The following is an 18,399-nucleotide window of genomic DNA, read 5'->3' on the forward strand; positions in this document are numbered from 1 at the left end:
AAGATGAATATGCAAAAAGCATTGGAGACGAAACGTTTGACGTTGTCTTACGGTGAAACAATTATTATTGATGAGTTGAATTTAGAAATTCCAAAAGGTGAAATTACCATCTTTATCGGTTCTAACGGTTGCGGGAAATCAACCTTATTACGTTCACTAGCTAGATTATTAAAACCAACAGCTGGTGACATTTTGTTAGATAGTCAAGCCATTCAAAATATGCAAACGAAGCAAATCGCTCGTCAAATGGCAATTTTACCGCAAGGACCGCAAGCGCCAGAAGGGCTTACAGTATTGCAACTTGTAAAGCAAGGACGTTATCCGTATCAAACATGGCTGAAGCAATGGTCAGAAAAAGATGAGGAAATGGTACAGAAAGCACTTGCAGCAACAGGGATGACAGAATTTGCTGAGCGTGATGTGCATGCTCTTTCAGGTGGACAACGTCAACGTGCTTGGATTGCAATGACGCTTGCACAAGATACAGATATTATTTTATTGGATGAGCCTACTACCTATTTAGATATGACTCACCAAATTGAAGTGCTTGATTTATTATTCGAATTAAATGAAACAGAACAAAGAACAATTGTCATGGTATTACACGATTTAAATTTAGCATGCCGTTATGCAGATAATATTGTGGCCATTCAAGATAAACAAATATATGCACAAGGTAAACCTGAAGAAGTAGTGGATGAGAAGCTAGTACGTGATGTATTCCGAATGGAGTGTCAAATCAGTACAGATCCATTATTTGGGACGCCACTTTGTATTCCGCATGGAAAAGGAAGACGTGTACGTAAAGAGGTTGCTCAGGCAATGAGATAATGAAAAAGACGATGAGGGGTTCATCGTCTTTTTATTTTCGGCAAGAGAATAAGAGGAAGAGGGGAATACGTAAACGTCGTTCATATTCTTCCGTATTTTGAAAATAAGTTTGGTTTGGTGTAGCTTCTTTTATGTTTGTAATCGTAAATCCAGTTTGTTGTAATAATGAGAAATATTCTTCCATTGTACGATGATATTTAATAACTTCTTGATCAATCCAAGGTTCAACGCGTTTACCCATTTTAAAATAATCATCGACGAGCCAGTTCGTTCTTTTCCCGCTCGTTTGCAAGCTTTCAAATGAAGAGGTAATAATAGGGTGTTGAACGCTAAAAGTAAAGGTTCCATTTGTCTTTAAAGTTTCGTACACATTTTGAAAAATGATAGTAAGATGTTCGATATAATGTAAGGCGAGTCTAGATGTTACTAAATCAAAAGTAGAAGGAGGGTATGTGTAGTCTTTGAGGTTTAAAAAATGAACGGCGCCATTTTTGTTTTCTAGTTGTTTTTTAGCTTTTTCATACATAAGTTCGGAGCCTTCAATACCGGTGTAAGAGTGGCAGTCTTTTTCTAATAATTCCTTGCCAAATTTTGCGTCACCGCAGCCTAAATCGAGAATTTTCTTTCCTTTCACATCACCAATGAGTTGAAAGAAGGCTGGTTTTTCAAGTGATTCATTTGGGCTATTTTCTCGGTATCTTCGTTTCATATATTGTTCAAAAAACGCTTCGTTATTATATACATCAGATTCAGTAAATGCCATGATTGAAGCCCCCTTACATATTTTTTTATTCTACCAAATATGAAAAGTAAATGATAGATTTCTTGTAATGAATCATATATAATCTAGAATTGTAAGCGGTTACTTTAAACTATTTTTCTATAATAAATTCTGAAAACGTGTTAAGCTAGTAGAGGGATTATTAGAACTATTAAGACAATAATTCGCTTACATGAACGATGGGAGGCTTCACGATGTCTAGTAAAACACTTGCGAAATTTTTAGAAGAAAATTTAGAGGATTTAAAATCAAAGGGGCTTTATAACGTAATTGATCCGCTCGAAAGTTCAAATGGACCGATCATTACAATTGGCGGAAAAGAATATATTAACTTATCTTCAAACAACTATCTTGGATTAGCAACAGATAGCCGTTTGCAAGAAGCTGCAATTGGTGCAATTCATAAGTACGGCGTTGGAGCAGGAGCGGTTCGTACAATTAACGGTACTTTAGATTTGCATATTAAATTAGAAGAAACAATTGCAAAGTTTAAACATACAGAAGCAGCGATTGCTTATCAATCAGGATTTAATTGTAATATGGCAGCGATTTCAGCTGTTATGGATAAAAATGATGCGATTCTTTCAGACGAGTTAAACCATGCTTCTATTATTGATGGTAGTCGTCTATCAAAAGCAAAAATTATTGTTTATAAACATTCTGATATGGAAGATTTACGCCAAAAAGCAATCGCGGCGAAAGAATCAGGACTTTACAATAAATTAATGGTAATTACAGACGGTGTCTTTTCAATGGATGGAGATGTTGCAAAACTACCAGAAATTGTTGAGATTGCGGAAGAATTAGATTTAATGACATACGTAGATGATGCACACGGTTCAGGTGTACTTGGTAAAGGGGCAGGAACTGTAAAGCACTTCGGTCTGTCTGATAAAGTTGATTTCCAAATTGGTACATTATCAAAAGCAATTGGGGTAATTGGTGGATATGTAGCAGGGAAACAAAACTTAATTGACTGGTTAAAAGTTCGTTCACGTCCATTCTTATTCTCTACAGCATTAACACCAGCTGATGCTGCAGCTTGCATGAGATCAATTGAAATCTTAATGGAAAGCACAGAGTTGCACGATCGTTTATGGGAAAATGGTCGCTATTTAAAACAAGGGTTAAAAGAACTTGGCTTTAACATCGGAGAAAGTGAAACGCCAATTACACCTTGTATTATTGGTGACGAAGTATTAACACAAGAATTTAGTAAACGTCTAAATGAAGAAGGCGTATATGCAAAATCTATCGTGTTCCCAACTGTAGCTAAAGGAACAGGACGTGTTCGTAATATGCCAACAGCAGCTCATACGAAAGAAATGTTAGATGAAGCAATTCGTAAGTATGAAAAAGTAGGGAAAGAAATGGGCATCATTTAAGTAAAGACATCTTTTGAATAGCTTGCAAATGAGGAGTGGGGAAAATGAAAAAAATTCTAGTAACCGGTTCTTTAGGGCAAATTGGTTCTGAACTAGTAATGAAACTTCGTGATGTATACGGCGCATCAAATGTTATTGCAACAGATATTCGTGAAACAGATAGTGAAGTAGTAACGTCTGGTCCATTTGAAACGTTAGATGTAACAGATGGACAAAAACTACATGATATCGCAAAGCGTAATGAAGTAGATACAATTATTCATTTAGCAGCTTTACTTTCAGCAACAGCAGAAAAAAATCCGTTATTTGCATGGAATTTAAATATGGGCGGACTTGTAAATGCATTAGAAGCAGCTCGTGAATTAAACTGTAAGTTTTTCACGCCAAGTTCTATCGGTGCATTTGGTCCATCAACGCCGAAAGATAATACGCCACAAGATACAATTCAACGTCCTACTACGATGTATGGGGTAAACAAAGTAGCAGGGGAATTATTATGTGATTACTATCATCAAAAGTTTGGCGTTGATACGCGCGGTGTCCGTTTCCCAGGCTTAATTTCTTACGTAGCTCCTCCAGGAGGCGGAACAACTGACTATGCAGTTGAAATTTATTATGAGGCGATTAAAAAAGGCACATACACCTCATACATTGCAGAAGGAACATACATGGATATGATGTATATGCCAGACGCTTTACAAGCAATCATTTCATTAATGGAAGCTGATCCAAGTAAACTTGTGCATAGAAACGCGTTCAATATTACAGCAATGAGCTTTGAGCCGGAGCAAATCGCAGCATCAATTCGTAAACACATCCCGGCGTTTACGATGGACTACGCTGTAGATCCAGCTCGTCAAACAATCGCTGATAGTTGGCCAAACTCTATTGATGCAACAGCAGCAATGAAAGAGTGGGGCTTTAAAGCAGAATACGATTTAGACAAAATGACAACGGACATGTTGGCTAAGTTAAAAAAAAAGCTCACAGCTGAGTTAGTGATGAATTAATAAAAAGAGTCGATTCTTAGGAATCGACTCTTTTTATTTGTATTTTAGGAATATACAAATAATTACAAGCGTGATAGAATGAGTTAATTTGTGTGTAAAGGGGAGACAAGAAATGGAGAAATGGGAGTTAGCAAAGGAAATTTACAATACGTCACGTTTAACGGGAACATTTAAGCTTCGATCAGGACAAGTATCAAATCAATACTTTGATAAGTACTTATTTGAATCTAATCCAGTACTGCTAGTAGAAATTGCTAAACAATTGAAAGAGCTCATTCCTCCTGAGACAGAAGTGCTGGCAGGTTTAGAGATGGGAGGAATTCCAGTAGCAACAGCATTATCTTTACAAACAGGTATATCAGTTGTATTTGTAAGAAAAGAAGCGAAGAAGTACGGTACATGCAAGTTAGCAGAAGGCGTTGATATTGCTGGGAAAAATGTTTGTGTTGTTGAAGATGTTATTACGACAGGTGGTCAAATACTATTAAGCACGAAAGATTTAAGAGAACTAGGCGTGAATGTACATCATGTTTTAGGCGTAATTGAACGAACAAAAGAAGGAAGAGAAAACTTATTAGAAGATGGCTTACAACTACATTCTTTATTTACAATGGATGAGTTAATTGAAGGAGAAAAGCAACATGCAAAGAGTTGATGTCGTATATGCACTAATACATGACGAAGAAACAGATAAAATATTAATGGTACATAATGTAGAACAAAATGTTTGGTCATTGCCGGGTGGGGCTGTTGAAAAGGGTGAAACGTTAGAGAAAGCTCTAGTAAGGGAAGTAAACGAAGAGACAGGTTTAACGGCTATGGCAGGTGGACTTGTTGCGATTAACGAAAAATTCTTTGAAGAATCAGGGAATCATGCACTATTATTTACATTCCGAGCGAGTGTAGTAAAAGGGGAACTTATGGCAGAAGATGAAGAGGAAATTTCCGCAATAGAGTGGGTGGATCGATCAATCGCAAATGAACGATTCCCATTCTACGATGGAGGATTTGATTCATTATTAGCAGTAGCCATTCCATACAAGTTTCAGCCAGAAACAAAGTGATTGAAAGAAAAAAACAGGAGCGCAAAGCTCCTGTTTTTCTATTCAATCGTCTTCAGTAATAACTTTTTCAATAGTGGTTTAATCTTCAGACGTAAATCTTCAGCGTGATTTGCAACTAAGAAGTGATGGTTATAAATGTTCTTCATTAATTGATAAGTTGCTTCTTTCGCTTCGCCTTCTTCGATGAAAATTCCGATTACTTCCATACCACTTTTACGAGCAAGTTTGACAGCTTCATGCGTATCTAAAATACCGTCTTGTTGGTAGTCTAGCGCAGAAGGTTCACCGTCTGTGAAGACAAGTAAGAATTTATGTTTTTCTGGTCTTTTTGCAAGCTTTTCAGAAACGATACGAATAATATATCCGTCGCGGTTATCTTCTTCTTCGCGAAGCTGCATAATTTCTGGACCAACGTTTGGTAACGTTGAGTTTTTATACGTTACAACTTCATGGATAACGTTCGGCTTATCTTCAGGTTTCGCACTAGAAGCATCTTCCCAAAATCCGCTAATAGCGTGCGGGATTTTTAAAGATTTCAACGCTTCATGGAATAGGACCACACTCTTTTTCGTTTCTTCCATTTTGTTATACATAGAACCAGAGCAGTCCACTAATAGTTGGAATGCAACGTCGAGCTCTTGTGATTCTTGCCCTTTTTTATAAAACATGCGAGGCTGCTTTTCAGTATAAATACGAAGGAATTTCTTACGAAGTCTTCCGTAATATTTATCACTATTTGCATTCGTTTTATTTTCAATCGTTTTTTCGATAATTTTCTTTAATTCTTTTACATCTTTATTAACGACTGATTTGATAGCTTGGTAATCCTTTTTCTCATCAGGATTTGGTTTACGTGCTTCTTTAAATGTATGAGAAGCGCCAGTGTTATATTTACCATATGCACCATCATTTTGACTAGAAGCGTGAGAAGCTCTTGCTTCTTTTGTGTCAGCACCATCAAAGTTAGATTGTGTACTTTTTTGAGAAGTACCTTGTACAGAGCCAAGTGCTTGGTCGCCATCTTCTGATTCGCGAGCAGTGTCACCCATCATATTTGTTTTTGTTCCGCTTTCTAATTCAAAGCGTAAAAAGTTCTCGTTTTCATTGTTTTTATTTTCACGGTGCCATGTTGAGAAGCTTTCATCCATTTTGTTTTTATTTTCATCGTCATCTATGAGCTGCGTATCATCGTTTGCTAAATCTTCGACGCGACAGTTTTTTTCATCTGCAATGACAGATAAATAAAGCGGTGCATGCCCGAAATAGTTGTTCAGCATATCACTTTCAAGAAGCTCCTCTAAGCGATAGCGAATTTTCTCAACGATATACATAATATCTTCCGTATTACGAGCTTGGAATGTTTCATGCAAAATAGCTTCAATTTGCTCGAAATATTCATTATTAAACATTTCATATTTATCGCTCGTTAATGAAAGATAGCATAGACAAAATAGACGATCACCGTGATAGTTACGAACACGATTGATTTCATTTTGTGAGCTAAAGTAATTGCGATACATTTCTTTTCTTCTTTTAAAAACATGCTTTGTGCCAGGGCGTAAGTTTTTTACGATTTCCTCAACACGTAAATCTTCTAATAGAACAAATAATTGTGTTAAAAACTTTTTTAAGGGTGATTCTTGCAATTCAATTGCATAAGAACGAATTAAAGTCATGTCCGAGTAATGTTTATTACCAAGTGCTTTTAAAAACACTTCGCTTTTTAATCCGATTACTGTATCCTCTTCTTTTCGATCATCCCAAAAGTGACTAATGACAACCTTTTTTTCAATTTCGTCGTAGTATGCTTTATAGCCATACTCAAGGTAGGCATCATCTTCTTTGAGAAGGGCATACATTAAGTTTTCCATTTGTAGAAACAGCGACGCATCAATTTTTTTGTCACTAAAAATTTGTCTCATGAATTATCCCTCAAAGAAATAACTTTCTGCTAATTCACGGACAGTCATTTGTTCTGTTTCATCGTTTAATTTTGCGATAATACTACGTTCAATTGCACGCATAACGGGAATATATACACCTAAATCACATGCATCGATAATGCCACGAATACTTGCTGCTTCTTCACTTACGCGGCCATCACGAGCTAAAGGCATAAGATCGCTTGCAAATGCAACGAACTTTTCAATTGTTGTAACATCTTTTAGTTTTGATTCTGCTAATAATAGTTCTTTTAATGTATCACCTTGGATGTAGGGAACTTCAATAATAACGAAACGGTTTTTTAACGCTTCGTTTAGTTCACTTGTTCCAACGTAGCCTTCATTAATTGCTGCGATTACACGATACTCATCATCACCGTATACAACTTCTTGTGTAAATGGATTTGTAATCATTTTACGGTAATCTAATGCACCGTGAAGAAGTGGTAACGTTTCAGGTTTTGCCATATTGATTTCATCAATATATAGGAAATGGCCGTTCTTCATTGCTTTCATAAGAGGACCGTTAACGAATGTAACTTCAGATGCGCCATCTTTCGTTTGTAGTGTGTTGTATCCTAAAATACCTTCTACATCTAAATCGACAGAACAGTTAATACTATGCATTGGTTTTTGGAATAAAGAAGAAAGTGTTTCAGCTAGTACGGTTTTACCACTACCAGTCGGCCCTTTTAATAGAATATTTTTGCCAAGAAGAAGTGCTGTAATGGCATCTTCGATAATGCTATTATCAGATGCTTTATATATTTTTGTACCGATTAAATGTGCATTTTCACCAGCTTCTTGTTTATTCTTTTCGTGAATTGTAGAAAGCTGCTGTTTTAAATCAGCATGTATATGAAATTGTTCTAACATGTATGTCCCACCTAACATTATTTTCATAAAGTAATACATCTTATGATAACTTGTTTTAATATGGTATGCAAAGAAAAGGAGAGGGGACAAATATAAAAGAAAAAGCAATCAATTGTACATTGATTACTTATAGTAAAGGAGAAATGAGCCTCATAAAAGACTCTAATATTCGTTTTTTGATACTTCTTTTTTGGAAAGCGTTCCATTTAATTTCAGTGGAATGCTTAAAGTCTTCTTCAAAATCACGTTTAATATTATGAACAGTTTCTGATTCATACAGTACGCTAATAATTTCATAATTCAATTCAAAGCTTCGTACATCCATATTTGCTGTTCCGATTGTTGCAATTTTATCATCAACAAGTACAATTTTTGCATGCATAAAGCCATCTTTATAACTATAAATGGAGGCACCAGCTTTTAAAAGTGGAGTGAAGTAGGACTGAGATGCTTGGTCACTAATAATACTATCACTTTTACCAGGATATAAAATGCGTACATCTATGCCAGATATTGCACTTAAACGTAATAATGTTAAAGTTTCTTGATCTGGAATAAAGTATGGTGTAGCAATCCAAATAGATTTTTTTGCCGAGCCCATAACAGCTAATAATGTATTGCGAATGCTCTTATCATCTGAGCTTGGCCCGCTTGCTACAATTTGCACGGCACCTTCTGCACTTGAAATTTCTTTACCTGGGAAGTATTGTCTATTCATAAATTGATCCCAAGAATAGGTTTTCAAACCACTAGATGCATAGAGCCAGTCCTCTAGAAAAATTGCTTGTAATTTATATAACGCTTTTCCTTCGAGTTTTAAATGACTATCACGCCAAACGGGAAACTTTTTTGAACGGCCAAGATATTCATCACCGACGTTAAGTCCTCCAGTAAAACCGATTTCTCCATCTACAATGACGATTTTACGGTGGTTACGATAATTGACGGTTTCAAGTAACCAAGCTGAAAAAATAGGATCAAATTCAACAATTTCAATCCCAGCTTCTTTCATAGGTTTTAAAAAGCGTCTTCTTAACGTATTACTTCCTAATCCATCATAAAGGAAGCGTACAATAACACCAGCTTTTGCTTTGTTTATTAAAGCATCCCGAACTTTTGTACCAATCTCATCAGATTTATAAATATAGTATTGAATATGTATATGATGTTTTGCTTGCTCGATAGCTTGCAAAATTGCTGAAAATGTTTGATCTCCGTTTGTTAAAAGTTTTGTAGTTGTTCTATCTGCGGCAGGCCCGCCTCCAAATTTTTGTACAACTTCTGTTAAATGGGTAGAGCGTTCACTTAATGGGACTTTGAGTGATAACTCTAGTCGTTTTCCTTCTAATATTTCACGGAATAATTTTCTTTGTTCTTCTGAACGGTGGAGATGCTTTTTTCTTCTCCAACGGCTACGCCCGAAAATAGAGTATAAAAGTACACCTACAACGGGAAGAAGTGCTAATACTAAAAACCACGCTAAGGTACTTTGAGGAGACCTATTTTCGATAAAAATAACGAATGAAATTCCTACAATTGTGATGGACCAGAGAACGCCGACAAATGTATATAACGAAATATACGATGTATTTAATAGGAAAAGAACGATAGATACAATTGTAAATATTAATAGTAATTGGACAATAGGTTTCTTCATTTCTATATAATTCCTCTAATCTTTCTTCAATATAGACTTCCTAAATAGCGGATGTAATGTGACATTTTTATCCCACTTTAATGGGCAGTAAGCCCCCCCACTGATTAAAGTTTCACTTTATTATAAAGTGTTTTCTGTTTTTTACAAAATGTAGGTATTTCCCCATACTTTCCGCATTTGTCCTACATACAGTGTATTGTTACGTTTTTAAAGAGAAAAGGAAGGTGAATAAAATGTATGGTCGTCCAATTGGAGGATTTGGTCACGGTGGTGGTTTCGGTCACGGAGGTTTTCATGGTGGTTTTGGACATTCACCATTTTTTGGTGGAGGTTTCTTTCCAGGGTTTGTAGCAGGAGCATTACTCAGCCCTGGATTTGGTTATGGCGGATATGGTTATCCGTATTACTCGGATTATTCTTATTATACAGGTTACCAACAAGATCCATATTATTCTTACAATACCTATTAAGATGAGAAAATGGAAAAGGAGAGGGGAAATATGAATTATATAGAAAATAACGGATTGTATTATCGTAATCATCATCATGGAGGGCACCATCATAACGGCGGACATCACCACCATGGTGGGCACAATCACCATGATCATCATCACCATCACGGAGGTGGATGGGGCTGGGGTGGCGGCTCATGGGGCGGTGGATTTTTCCCTGGAAGTTTTGCTGGAGGTGTGTTAGGTGGGCTTACAGCAGGTGCATTAACGGGTGCAGCAGGTGGAGGATACTATCCAGCGCCGTACCCAGTAACTTATCCAGCGCCATATCCAGTGCTATATCCAACACCATATCCGGGGTATCAACAAACAACATATCCGTATTAAATAAAAAAAGAGGCTATCCTCTTTTTTTGTTTAATAAAGTATTTATTTATAAAATACTTCCAAAATTAAGGTGAAAATATGTTAATATTTTGTTATTATAATTCAAAAAACATATATAATAATTTTAATTTATCCCGCATTAAAGGGTAGTAAGCCCCCCACCTCAAAATTCAGCGGAAGCAAGGAAGTTAGGCGGAGATCAACACTCCCCACTGATTAAAGTTTCACTTTATATATATGTTCTTGAAGAGTTGTATAGAGTTAGCTATAAGAAACTGCTACGTATAATTGAAAAGGTATTATATTGCTTTTTATTACAAATAATATTATGTTATTTTAATCGACATATTTCAAAACGTGATGTATGTAAAGGATAATTATTAGGAAATGAAATATCTCTATTTCTATGAAAAGAAACAAGTTGTGTTTTAGTCAGATAGGAAGCAAGGAGAGATGCGCATGCTAGAACAAAGAGGTCATGCATTATATGAATCTTCATTGCGAGATTTAAAGTTAGCATTAGATGAGTCTTCAATTGTTGCGATTACAGACCGAAAGGGTCTTATTACATATGTAAATGATAAGTTTTGTGAAATCTCCAAATATACACGAGAAGAGTTAATAGGGAAAGATCATCGTATTTTAAATTCAGGACATCATCCGAAAACATTTTTTCAAATGCTATGGAAGCGTATTTTGAGCGGAAAAGTATGGAGAGGGGAGATTCGAAATCAAGCAAAAGATGGTACATATTATTGGGTTAAAACAACAATTGTTCCATTTTTAAATGAAAAAGGAGAGCCATATCAATTTATTGCGATCCGAAATGATATTAGTAGTAGGAAAGAAGCAGAACAGAGGTTGCGGTTAAGTGAAAGTCGTTATAGGGAGCTTGCGTATCATGATGCTTTAACGAGTTTACCGAACCGTTTACAATTAATAACGACTGTTAACGAATTGATTGCAGATAAAAAAGAGTTTGGTATGATTTATTTTGATTTGGATCGTTTTAAATTAGTAAACGATACGCTAGGTCATATGATAGGAGATTTACTTTTAAGCGAAGTTGCTTCACGGTTGCATTATGTGCTAGGAGAGAAAGATGTTCTGGCTAGGCTGGGTGGCGACGAATTTGTGTTGTTAACAAACAATCATACACAAGATGAGATGAGGCAGCTAGCGACATCTGTATTGTCATGCTTTCAGGCACCATTTATGCTTGAAGGTCATGAAGTATACATTTCAGCTAGTCTAGGACTGTGCTCATATCCTCAAGATGGACAAGATGTAGAAACCCTATTGAAGAATTCAGATTTAGCTATGTATAGTGCGAAAGAACAGGGAAGAAATGCAGCGTGTTTCTTTACAGATGAGTTACGTGCGAAAATAAATCGTAGAATGAAAATTGAATTTGCTTTGCAAAAGGCAATTCGTGATGAAGAGTTAGATGTGGCACTGCAGCCTATTATTGATTTGAAAACGAAGAAATATACTGGTATTGAAGCTTTAGCGCGTTGTTCGACAGAAGAAGGACCTATTTCACCAGGCGAATTTATCCCAGTAGCTGAAGAATCTGGACTTATTATAAAATTAGGAGACTGGGTATTAGAAAAGTCATGTCGCTTGTTTAAAACATTGCCAGAGTATGAAGAAGGACTAAAGTTATCTGTGAATTTATCCATACAACAATTAATGCAAAAGCGTTTTATTTTATCTGTACGTAGCATTTTAAGGAGAACTGGATTTCCCGCAAATCGTTTAATTTTAGAAATAACGGAAAGCATTGCTGTTCGTCATTTTGATTATATTATTGCTACATTACAAGAATTAATAAATATGGGTATTTTAATTGCTTTAGATGATTTCGGAACGGGTTATTCTTCCTTATATTATTTAAAACAACTACCGCTGGATATAGTAAAAATTGATCGTAATTTTATTCGTGAATTTCATTATGATCATGCACAGCCAGAGCGAACGATTGTAAAATCTGTTATTGAAATTGCCCATAGCTTACATTTAGCAGTAGTTGCTGAAGGGGTAGAGACAGTAGAGCAAGAAAGCTTATTAAAATCGATGGGCTGTGATTATGTACAAGGATTTTATTATGCAAAACCTTTATCTGTAGCAGAGTTAAAGGAAAAGTTAATTATAGACTTCTAATAAAAAAGAGAAGCCAGAAGCTTCTCCTTTTTTAATTCATTTTTTGTGAGTCTTTCATTAGTACAGGATAAAGAATAAGACCTAATACGAACAATCCGATTCCTAAGAAGAACGTTTTTAAATCAGCAGTTCCCGTTTTGATAACCCAAATAGAATATATGAATGCTAATGTAGTAATGATGCCGTCCTTTATTCGAGAGCCAGGCATTATATCATACGTTTCTCCTGTAATAACTAATTTGAATTGGTACAGCGTAGAAACAAGGTATGGAATTAAATAAGTTAATGTTGCTACAACGATAGCGAAATTATAAGCTTCTGATACGGTACCAGAAATCGTTGAGAACAAGAAAATCTGCGTCATTACATTTGTAATCAATAATGATTTTGAAGGACTACCCTTTTTATTCGTTTTCGCGAAAAGCTTAGGGAAAAGTCCGTTCTTTGCAGCCTGATAAGGTACTTCTGAACTAACAACAATCCAGCCCACTGTAGATCCAAATAAAGATACAAGTGCAAGTAGAGCCATGATATAGGCACCTTTATTGCCAATTGCTAAATTTAATGCGTCTACTAATGGTTTTTGAGACTCTTTTAAAGCATCTTGCGGGAGAGCGCCCATTGTAAGTAGCGTAATTGACATGTAAATAAGAAGAGCGATAATTAATCCGAAAATCGTAGCTTTTTTTACATCGCGCTGAGATTTTGCACGATTAGAAAGCATGACAGCCGATTCAATACCGATGAACGCCCAAAGTGTTGCAATAGCAGCTGAATTGATTTGTCCACCTAAAGAAATGGATTGTCCTGCTTCATTCATAAATGTTTGCCCATCTCCGAAATTAGAGGCATTGAAAATGAATAATGTGATTACAATAAACATTGTAAATCCAATAATTTTTGCAATAGTAGCAAGAAGATTCATATTTCCAGCACGATCAATATTTTGAGAAAGAATATATTGAATTCCCCATAACATAAGGCTGCATACGAGGAACGTTAATCCTTTTCCAAGTTCTAGTGAAAATCCGTTCGTTGAAAAGAGAATTTGCTTACTTTGTAAAACTGGAAAGAATGTTGATAAATATCCAGCAAAGGAAATAATAACAGATGCTGTTGCAGCCCAGTTCGCAGCCCAATATCCCCATGCCATACTATAGCCTGCAACTTTACCCGCTTTTTTTGAAGGGAACATCGCTTGAGCATAGCTTTGTGGCCCCGCTTTTAATTCTGGTTTTCGGATTGCTAAATTTCCAAATACGAGTGCAATCATAAATACACCAAGTCCTGTAATACTCCATGCAAGTGTAGAACCCATTGGACCTGATACTTGTGCTAAATTTGCTGGGAGCATAAATACGCCACCGCCAACCATATTCCCGATAACAAAAGCTGTTAAAATCCATAATCCCCATTTTTTCGTTTCCATTTTTGTTAACTCCTTTGTAGTAATATTTGCTTAAACATCATTTTTTACTAGCTTTTTGGCAATAAAAAAAGAGCCATGTAGATAAAAAATACCTACATGGCTCTTCGCCAAAGCGTAGGTACAACGGGAATAACCCTTGTACCTACGCGTAATTTTTCCGCTAGGTTTCAAGGGTTACGTATGATGATGATGTTTTTGTGCAAATGTAACTACAATTGTTGTATAAGTAAGCATAGTTCTTTGCTCCCTTTCTCCTCTGATTTTGAAGTTAGTATACTACATGTTTTTTTGAATGAAAAGAAAAATATAAAAATTTTTATAAAAATACGTTTTAGAGATTAAATATTTACCTTTATTTTTCCTATACTGGAAAATAAGTGAGAGATTGGCAGAAGAGTGTAGCATGGTATAATACATATAGAACTAGAAGGTGACAAGGGGCTATTGTAGATGATGAGTAAGTATGAACAAATTTATACAGAAATCAGTAATTCTATTGATAATAGGCAATTAAAAGAGGGATGCAAAATCCCATCAGAAACTGAATTAATGAAGCAATATGAAGCGAGCCGCGGTACTGTAAGAAAAGCTGTAGATTTATTACAAGAACGTGGATATGTTCAAAAAATACACGGAAAAGGTGTTTTTGTTTTAAAGCGAAAAAACATTGAATTCAACTTTGGTGGTATTGTAAGTTTCCAAGAAGAAAATGAACGTTTAGGACGCCATTGTATTACAGAAGTCGTGGAAATGGAGAAAGTAAAAGCGACAAAAGAGGTTGCAAAGCTATTAAATGTGAAAGAGAAAACAGACATAGATCATATTAAACGCGTACGAAATATTGATGGAGAAAAAGTAATTTTGGATATTAATCATTTTGTATCGGAATATATTCCTGGATTAACGAGTGAAATTGCAGCGGGGTCCATTTATAAATATATTGAGAAAGAACTAGGTCTTCATATTAGTTACTCACAGAGAGTAATTGAAGTGCAACCATGTACAGAGGACGATAGAAAGTATTTAGATTTAAATGGAACAGATTATGTTGTTGTCGTGAAAAACTTTACGCATTTGTATGATGGAAGTCAGTTCGAATATACAGAATCCCGCCACCGCTTAGATATTTTTCATTTTTCGGATGTGGCGCGGAGAAAATAAGGAGATGGAACGTAATGTTTCATCTCTTTTTTTATAAAAAAACGACAAACTCGTATATACGAGTGTTGACTAACTTATATATACGAGTTAATATGTAATTGTAAACGGTATCAAAAAAAGAAAAGAGGGACGGGAATATGGGGAAAGACTATCGTAAAACAGCAGAGGAAGTGTTGCAGTATATTGGCGGGAAAGACAATATTGAACAAGCTGCGCACTGTGTAACGAGACTCCGTATCGCTTTAAAGGATGAAAGTAAAATAGATAACGATAAATTGCAGTCTGTTTCATTAGTAAAGGGAGCGTTTCATAACGCTGGGGTATTCCAAATTGTAATTGGTCCAGGAGATGTGGATCGAGTATATGCTGAATTGATAACGCTTGCAGGTATGAAGGAAGCGACAGTAGCTGATGTAAAAGATTCTGGAAACCAAAAGTTAAATCCAGCTCAAAAGTTTGTAAAAGTATTTTCAGATGTATTTATGCCGATATTACCAGCAATCGTAACAGCTGGTTTACTAATGGGTATTAACAATCTATTAGGCGCAAAGGACTTATTTTTTGATGGGAAAAATTTATTAGATGTGTATCCAAACTTAGGCGGGCTTTGGGATTTAATTAATATGATGGCCAATACAGCATTCGTATTCTTACCGGCACTTGTCGGGTGGTCAGCAACAAAACGTTTTGGTGGTAGTCCAATACTAGGGATTGTTATGGGATTAATGCTTGTGCACCCAGCCTTATTAAATGCCTGGGACTATGGAAAAGCAGCGACTGGTTTAGATGGTCAAAAGATTGAGTACTTCAATATTTTAGGACTGTTCCAAATTGAGAAGGTAGGATATCAAGGACAAATTTTACCTGTTTTAGTAGCAGCATTTGTATTAAGTAAAGTAGAAATCTTTTTAAAGAAACATGTACCAAATGCAATTCAATTATTAGTTGTACCAATTACAACAATCGTTGTGACAGGTGTATTAGCATTAGGGATTATTGGTCCGGTTACACGTCATATTGGAGATTTATTAACAGTAGGATTAGTAGGTGTATATGAAACAGTACCAGTAGTTGGAGCGGTATTATTTGGAGCATTGTATGCACCACTTGTAATTACAGGTATGCATCATATGTTTATTGCTATCGATTTACAATTAATTGCACAACACGGTGGTACATTCATTTGGCCAATGATTGCTCTTTCTAACATTGCGCAAGGTAGTGCGGCACTTGCGATGTTCTGGATTTCTAAAAATCAAAATGATAAAAGTATGGCATCGACATCAGCAATCTCGGCATATTTCGGTATCACAGAGCCGGCTATGTTTGGTGTAAACTTACGAAATAAATTCCCGTTCTATGCAGCGATTATCGGATCGGCTGTGGCGGCGATATTCATTACATTAAATGGTGTATTAGCACCTGCTATCGGAATTGGTGGATTACCAGCATTTATTTCTATCATTCCGAAATCGATTCCAATGTTTATTGTAGGAATGGTTATCGCAGTTGTCATCCCATTCACGTTAACGTGGTTATTTGCAAAAAGAGTAAAACAGAAGTAGGAGGAAGTTAAACATGAAGGATTGGCATAAAAGTGTAGTTTATCAAATTTATCCGAAGAGCTTTAATAGCTATTACAATAAAGAAACCGGTGATATAAAAGGGGTTACAGAAAAACTAGATTACTTAAAAGAACTCGGAGTAGATTATATTTGGTTAACACCGATATACCAATCGCCACAAAATGATAATGGATACGATGTAAGTGATTACTACAATATTGATCCATCTTACGGAACGATGGAAGAGTTTGAAGAGCTTTTAGAAGAAGCAAAAGCACGTAACATTGAAATTATGCTTGATATCGTTGTAAATCATAGTTCGACGGAGCATAAGTGGTTTAAAGAAGCGAAGGAAGATAAAAATAGTCCATATCGTAATTACTATATTTGGCGTGATGAAAAAAATAATTGGCAATCTAAGTTTGGTGGGTCTGCTTGGAAATATGATGAGAAGACAGAGCAATATTATTTACATCTATTTGATGAGACACAAGCAGATTTAAACTGGGAAAATGAAAAACTTCGTGAAGAAGTATATGATATGATGCGCTTTTGGCTTGATAAAGGGGTAACTGGATTCCGATTAGATGTTATTAATTTAATTTCAAAAGATCAACAGTTCTTAAATGATAATGGAAGTACGGCGACAAGCGATGGCCGTAAATATTATACAGATGGCCCACGTGTTCATGAATATTTACAAGAAATGAATCGAAATGTTTTTGAAGGTAAAGATGTAATTACAGTTGGAGAAATGTCATCTACGACAATTGATAATTGTATTAAATATTCAAACCCTGAGCGTAATGAATTAAGTATGACGTTTAGTTTCCATCATTTAAAAGTTGATTATCCGAATGGTGATAAGTGGACGAAGGCTGATTTTGATTTTATTAAATTAAAAGAGATTATGTCTAATTGGCAAATTGAAATGCAAAAGGGCGGGGGATGGAATGCGTTATTCTGGTGTAATCATGACCAGCCTCGTATTGTGTCACGCTTCGGTAATGATGAGAAGTATAGAAATGAATCTGCAAAAATGTTAGCAACGGCTATGCATATGTTGCAAGGAACACCTTATATTTATCAAGGCGAAGAAATCGGTATGACGAATCCTAATTTTGAGTCTATTGAACAATATCGTGATGTGGAATCGTTAAATATATATGATATAAAGTTGGAAGAAGGATTATCAAAAGAAGAGATTATCGGGATTTTAAAACAAAAATCTCGTGACAACTCCCGTACTCCAATGCAGTGGAATGAAGAGATGAACAGTGGCTTTACAACAAGTACACCTTGGATTTCAGTAGCTGAAAACTTTAAAGAAATAAACGTAGAGAAGGCATTAGAAGATAAAGAGTCTGTATTTTATCATTATAAAGAGTTAATAGAACTTAGAAAAACGTATGATGTAATTACAGAAGGAGAATATGCTATTTTGGATGAAAATGATCCTAAAATTTGGGCATATACTCGTACTACAGAAAGTGAAGTGCTACTTGTTATCAATAACTTCTATGGAGAGGAAATAACGTACTCTATACCAGCGCACGTTCAATTAGATGGAATGAAACAAGAAGTATTACTGTCGAATTATAAGGATTCCAGCAAGGATATTACAAACCTTGACTTAAGACCATATGAATCAATTGTATATCGATATACGAAATAAAAGGTTGTATGCCTGCGTGG

16 protein-coding genes are annotated in these 18,399 nt (G+C 35.7%); 11 read left to right on the plus strand and 5 right to left on the minus strand.

Annotation, left to right across the window (positions count from 1 at the left end):
* The first annotated feature begins 9 nt into the window (after positions 1-9).
* The gene (locus PDQ33_RS14575; protein ID WP_001167952.1) at positions 10-831 is read left to right on the plus strand and encodes an ABC transporter ATP-binding protein; all 822 of its coding nucleotides are present in this window, start codon (positions 10-12) and stop codon (positions 829-831) included.
* Positions 832-862: 31 nt separating this feature from the next.
* Here the strand turns inward: PDQ33_RS14575 and PDQ33_RS14580 are convergent, their stop codons facing one another.
* A complete protein-coding gene (locus PDQ33_RS14580; protein WP_076872620.1) occupies positions 863-1,594 on the minus strand; it encodes a class I SAM-dependent DNA methyltransferase in 732 nt (243 codons plus the stop codon).
* Between the two features lie 212 nt (positions 1,595-1,806).
* Between PDQ33_RS14580 and PDQ33_RS14585 the strand changes: the two genes are divergently transcribed.
* From PDQ33_RS14585 to PDQ33_RS14600, 4 genes are all read left to right on the plus strand, one after another.
* On the plus strand, positions 1,807-2,997 hold the full coding sequence (locus PDQ33_RS14585) for a glycine C-acetyltransferase (protein ID WP_000095906.1): 1,191 nt from the start codon (positions 1,807-1,809) through the stop codon (positions 2,995-2,997).
* Positions 2,998-3,041: 44 nt separating this feature from the next.
* Complete coding sequence (locus PDQ33_RS14590; protein WP_000723136.1) at positions 3,042-4,007, plus strand: L-threonine 3-dehydrogenase; 966 nt, start codon at positions 3,042-3,044, stop codon at positions 4,005-4,007.
* A 112-nt stretch (positions 4,008-4,119) separates the two neighbouring features.
* Positions 4,120-4,662, plus strand: a complete 543-nt coding sequence (pyrE, locus tag PDQ33_RS14595) for an orotate phosphoribosyltransferase (RefSeq protein ID WP_142243824.1) — start codon at positions 4,120-4,122, stop codon at positions 4,660-4,662.
* Positions 4,649-5,071 carry an NUDIX hydrolase gene (locus PDQ33_RS14600; RefSeq protein ID WP_001189958.1) on the plus strand — a complete coding sequence of 141 codons (423 nt, stop codon included), beginning with the start codon at positions 4,649-4,651 and terminating at the stop codon, positions 5,069-5,071. The genes pyrE and PDQ33_RS14600 overlap by 14 nt, the downstream gene beginning before the upstream one ends.
* A gap of 38 nt (positions 5,072-5,109) precedes the next feature.
* Here the strand turns inward: PDQ33_RS14600 and PDQ33_RS14605 are convergent, their stop codons facing one another.
* The 3 genes from PDQ33_RS14605 to PDQ33_RS14615 all read right to left on the minus strand — a co-directional run bounded on the left by PDQ33_RS14605 (position 5,110) and on the right by PDQ33_RS14615 (position 9,547).
* Complete coding sequence (locus PDQ33_RS14605) at positions 5,110-6,993, minus strand: vWA domain-containing protein (RefSeq protein ID WP_001248871.1); 1,884 nt, start codon at positions 6,991-6,993, stop codon at positions 5,110-5,112.
* 3 nt (positions 6,994-6,996) lie between these two features.
* Positions 6,997-7,890 (minus strand): ATP-binding protein, encoded by an 894-nt coding sequence (locus tag PDQ33_RS14610; RefSeq protein ID WP_000892979.1) that lies wholly within the window; start codon positions 7,888-7,890, stop codon positions 6,997-6,999.
* 127 nt (positions 7,891-8,017) lie between these two features.
* Positions 8,018-9,547, minus strand: coding sequence for a cardiolipin synthase (locus PDQ33_RS14615; protein ID WP_076872618.1), 1,530 nt, complete (start codon positions 9,545-9,547; stop codon positions 8,018-8,020).
* Between the two features lie 233 nt (positions 9,548-9,780).
* Here PDQ33_RS14615 and PDQ33_RS14620 point away from each other — a divergent pair, with 233 nt between their 5' ends.
* From PDQ33_RS14620 to PDQ33_RS14630, 3 genes are all read left to right on the plus strand, one after another.
* Positions 9,781-10,017 carry a hypothetical protein gene (locus tag PDQ33_RS14620; protein ID WP_000274352.1) on the plus strand — a complete coding sequence of 79 codons (237 nt, stop codon included), beginning with the start codon at positions 9,781-9,783 and terminating at the stop codon, positions 10,015-10,017.
* Positions 10,018-10,047: 30 nt separating this feature from the next.
* The gene (locus PDQ33_RS14625) at positions 10,048-10,386 is read left to right on the plus strand and encodes a hypothetical protein (protein WP_001106391.1); all 339 of its coding nucleotides are present in this window, start codon (positions 10,048-10,050) and stop codon (positions 10,384-10,386) included.
* A 459-nt stretch (positions 10,387-10,845) separates the two neighbouring features.
* Positions 10,846-12,549 (plus strand): putative bifunctional diguanylate cyclase/phosphodiesterase, encoded by a 1,704-nt coding sequence (locus tag PDQ33_RS14630; protein WP_270395447.1) that lies wholly within the window; start codon positions 10,846-10,848, stop codon positions 12,547-12,549.
* 31 nt (positions 12,550-12,580) lie between these two features.
* Here the strand turns inward: PDQ33_RS14630 and PDQ33_RS14635 are convergent, their stop codons facing one another.
* Positions 12,581-13,978, minus strand: coding sequence for an amino acid permease (locus tag PDQ33_RS14635; RefSeq protein WP_270756002.1), 1,398 nt, complete (start codon positions 13,976-13,978; stop codon positions 12,581-12,583).
* Positions 13,979-14,428: 450 nt separating this feature from the next.
* On the opposite strand from PDQ33_RS14635, the gene treR reads away from it, so the two are divergent.
* The 3 genes from treR (at position 14,429) to treC (ending at position 18,379) form a co-directional block, all read left to right on the plus strand.
* Positions 14,429-15,139, plus strand: a complete 711-nt coding sequence (gene treR, locus PDQ33_RS14640; protein ID WP_000987250.1) for a trehalose operon repressor — start codon at positions 14,429-14,431, stop codon at positions 15,137-15,139.
* A gap of 137 nt (positions 15,140-15,276) precedes the next feature.
* Entirely contained in the window at positions 15,277-16,704 is a 1,428-nt protein-coding gene (gene treP / locus PDQ33_RS14645; RefSeq protein ID WP_000513947.1) for a PTS system trehalose-specific EIIBC component, read from the plus strand.
* A gap of 13 nt (positions 16,705-16,717) precedes the next feature.
* Positions 16,718-18,379 (plus strand): alpha,alpha-phosphotrehalase, encoded by a 1,662-nt coding sequence (gene treC, locus PDQ33_RS14650; RefSeq protein WP_076872617.1) that lies wholly within the window; start codon positions 16,718-16,720, stop codon positions 18,377-18,379.
* Positions 18,380-18,399 lie beyond the last annotated feature (20 nt).

The sequence above is a fragment of the Bacillus cereus group sp. Bc031 genome, assembly GCF_027716265.1.
GTDB classification, from domain to species: Bacteria; Bacillota; Bacilli; order Bacillales; family Bacillaceae_G; genus Bacillus_A; species Bacillus_A paranthracis.

Coding starts and splice junctions, on each gene's coding strand:
- PDQ33_RS14615 (WP_076872618.1), bottom strand. CDS start 9,547: ATGAAGAAACCTATTGTCCAATTACTATTAATATTTACAATTGTATCT.
- PDQ33_RS14635 (WP_270756002.1), bottom strand. CDS start 13,978: ATGGAAACGAAAAAATGGGGATTATGGATTTTAACAGCTTTTGTTATC.
- treP (WP_000513947.1), top strand. CDS start 15,277: ATGGGGAAAGACTATCGTAAAACAGCAGAGGAAGTGTTGCAGTATATT.
- treC (WP_076872617.1), top strand. CDS start 16,718: ATGAAGGATTGGCATAAAAGTGTAGTTTATCAAATTTATCCGAAGAGC.
- PDQ33_RS14590 (WP_000723136.1), top strand. CDS start 3,042: ATGAAAAAAATTCTAGTAACCGGTTCTTTAGGGCAAATTGGTTCTGAA.
- PDQ33_RS14575 (WP_001167952.1), top strand. CDS start 10: ATGCAAAAAGCATTGGAGACGAAACGTTTGACGTTGTCTTACGGTGAA.
- PDQ33_RS14605 (WP_001248871.1), bottom strand. CDS start 6,993: ATGAGACAAATTTTTAGTGACAAAAAAATTGATGCGTCGCTGTTTCTA.
- treR (WP_000987250.1), top strand. CDS start 14,429: ATGATGAGTAAGTATGAACAAATTTATACAGAAATCAGTAATTCTATT.
- PDQ33_RS14585 (WP_000095906.1), top strand. CDS start 1,807: ATGTCTAGTAAAACACTTGCGAAATTTTTAGAAGAAAATTTAGAGGAT.
- PDQ33_RS14630 (WP_270395447.1), top strand. CDS start 10,846: ATGCTAGAACAAAGAGGTCATGCATTATATGAATCTTCATTGCGAGAT.
- PDQ33_RS14600 (WP_001189958.1), top strand. CDS start 4,649: ATGCAAAGAGTTGATGTCGTATATGCACTAATACATGACGAAGAAACA.
- pyrE (WP_142243824.1), top strand. CDS start 4,120: ATGGAGAAATGGGAGTTAGCAAAGGAAATTTACAATACGTCACGTTTA.
- PDQ33_RS14620 (WP_000274352.1), top strand. CDS start 9,781: ATGTATGGTCGTCCAATTGGAGGATTTGGTCACGGTGGTGGTTTCGGT.
- PDQ33_RS14610 (WP_000892979.1), bottom strand. CDS start 7,890: ATGTTAGAACAATTTCATATACATGCTGATTTAAAACAGCAGCTTTCT.
- PDQ33_RS14625 (WP_001106391.1), top strand. CDS start 10,048: ATGAATTATATAGAAAATAACGGATTGTATTATCGTAATCATCATCAT.
- PDQ33_RS14580 (WP_076872620.1), bottom strand. CDS start 1,594: ATGGCATTTACTGAATCTGATGTATATAATAACGAAGCGTTTTTTGAA.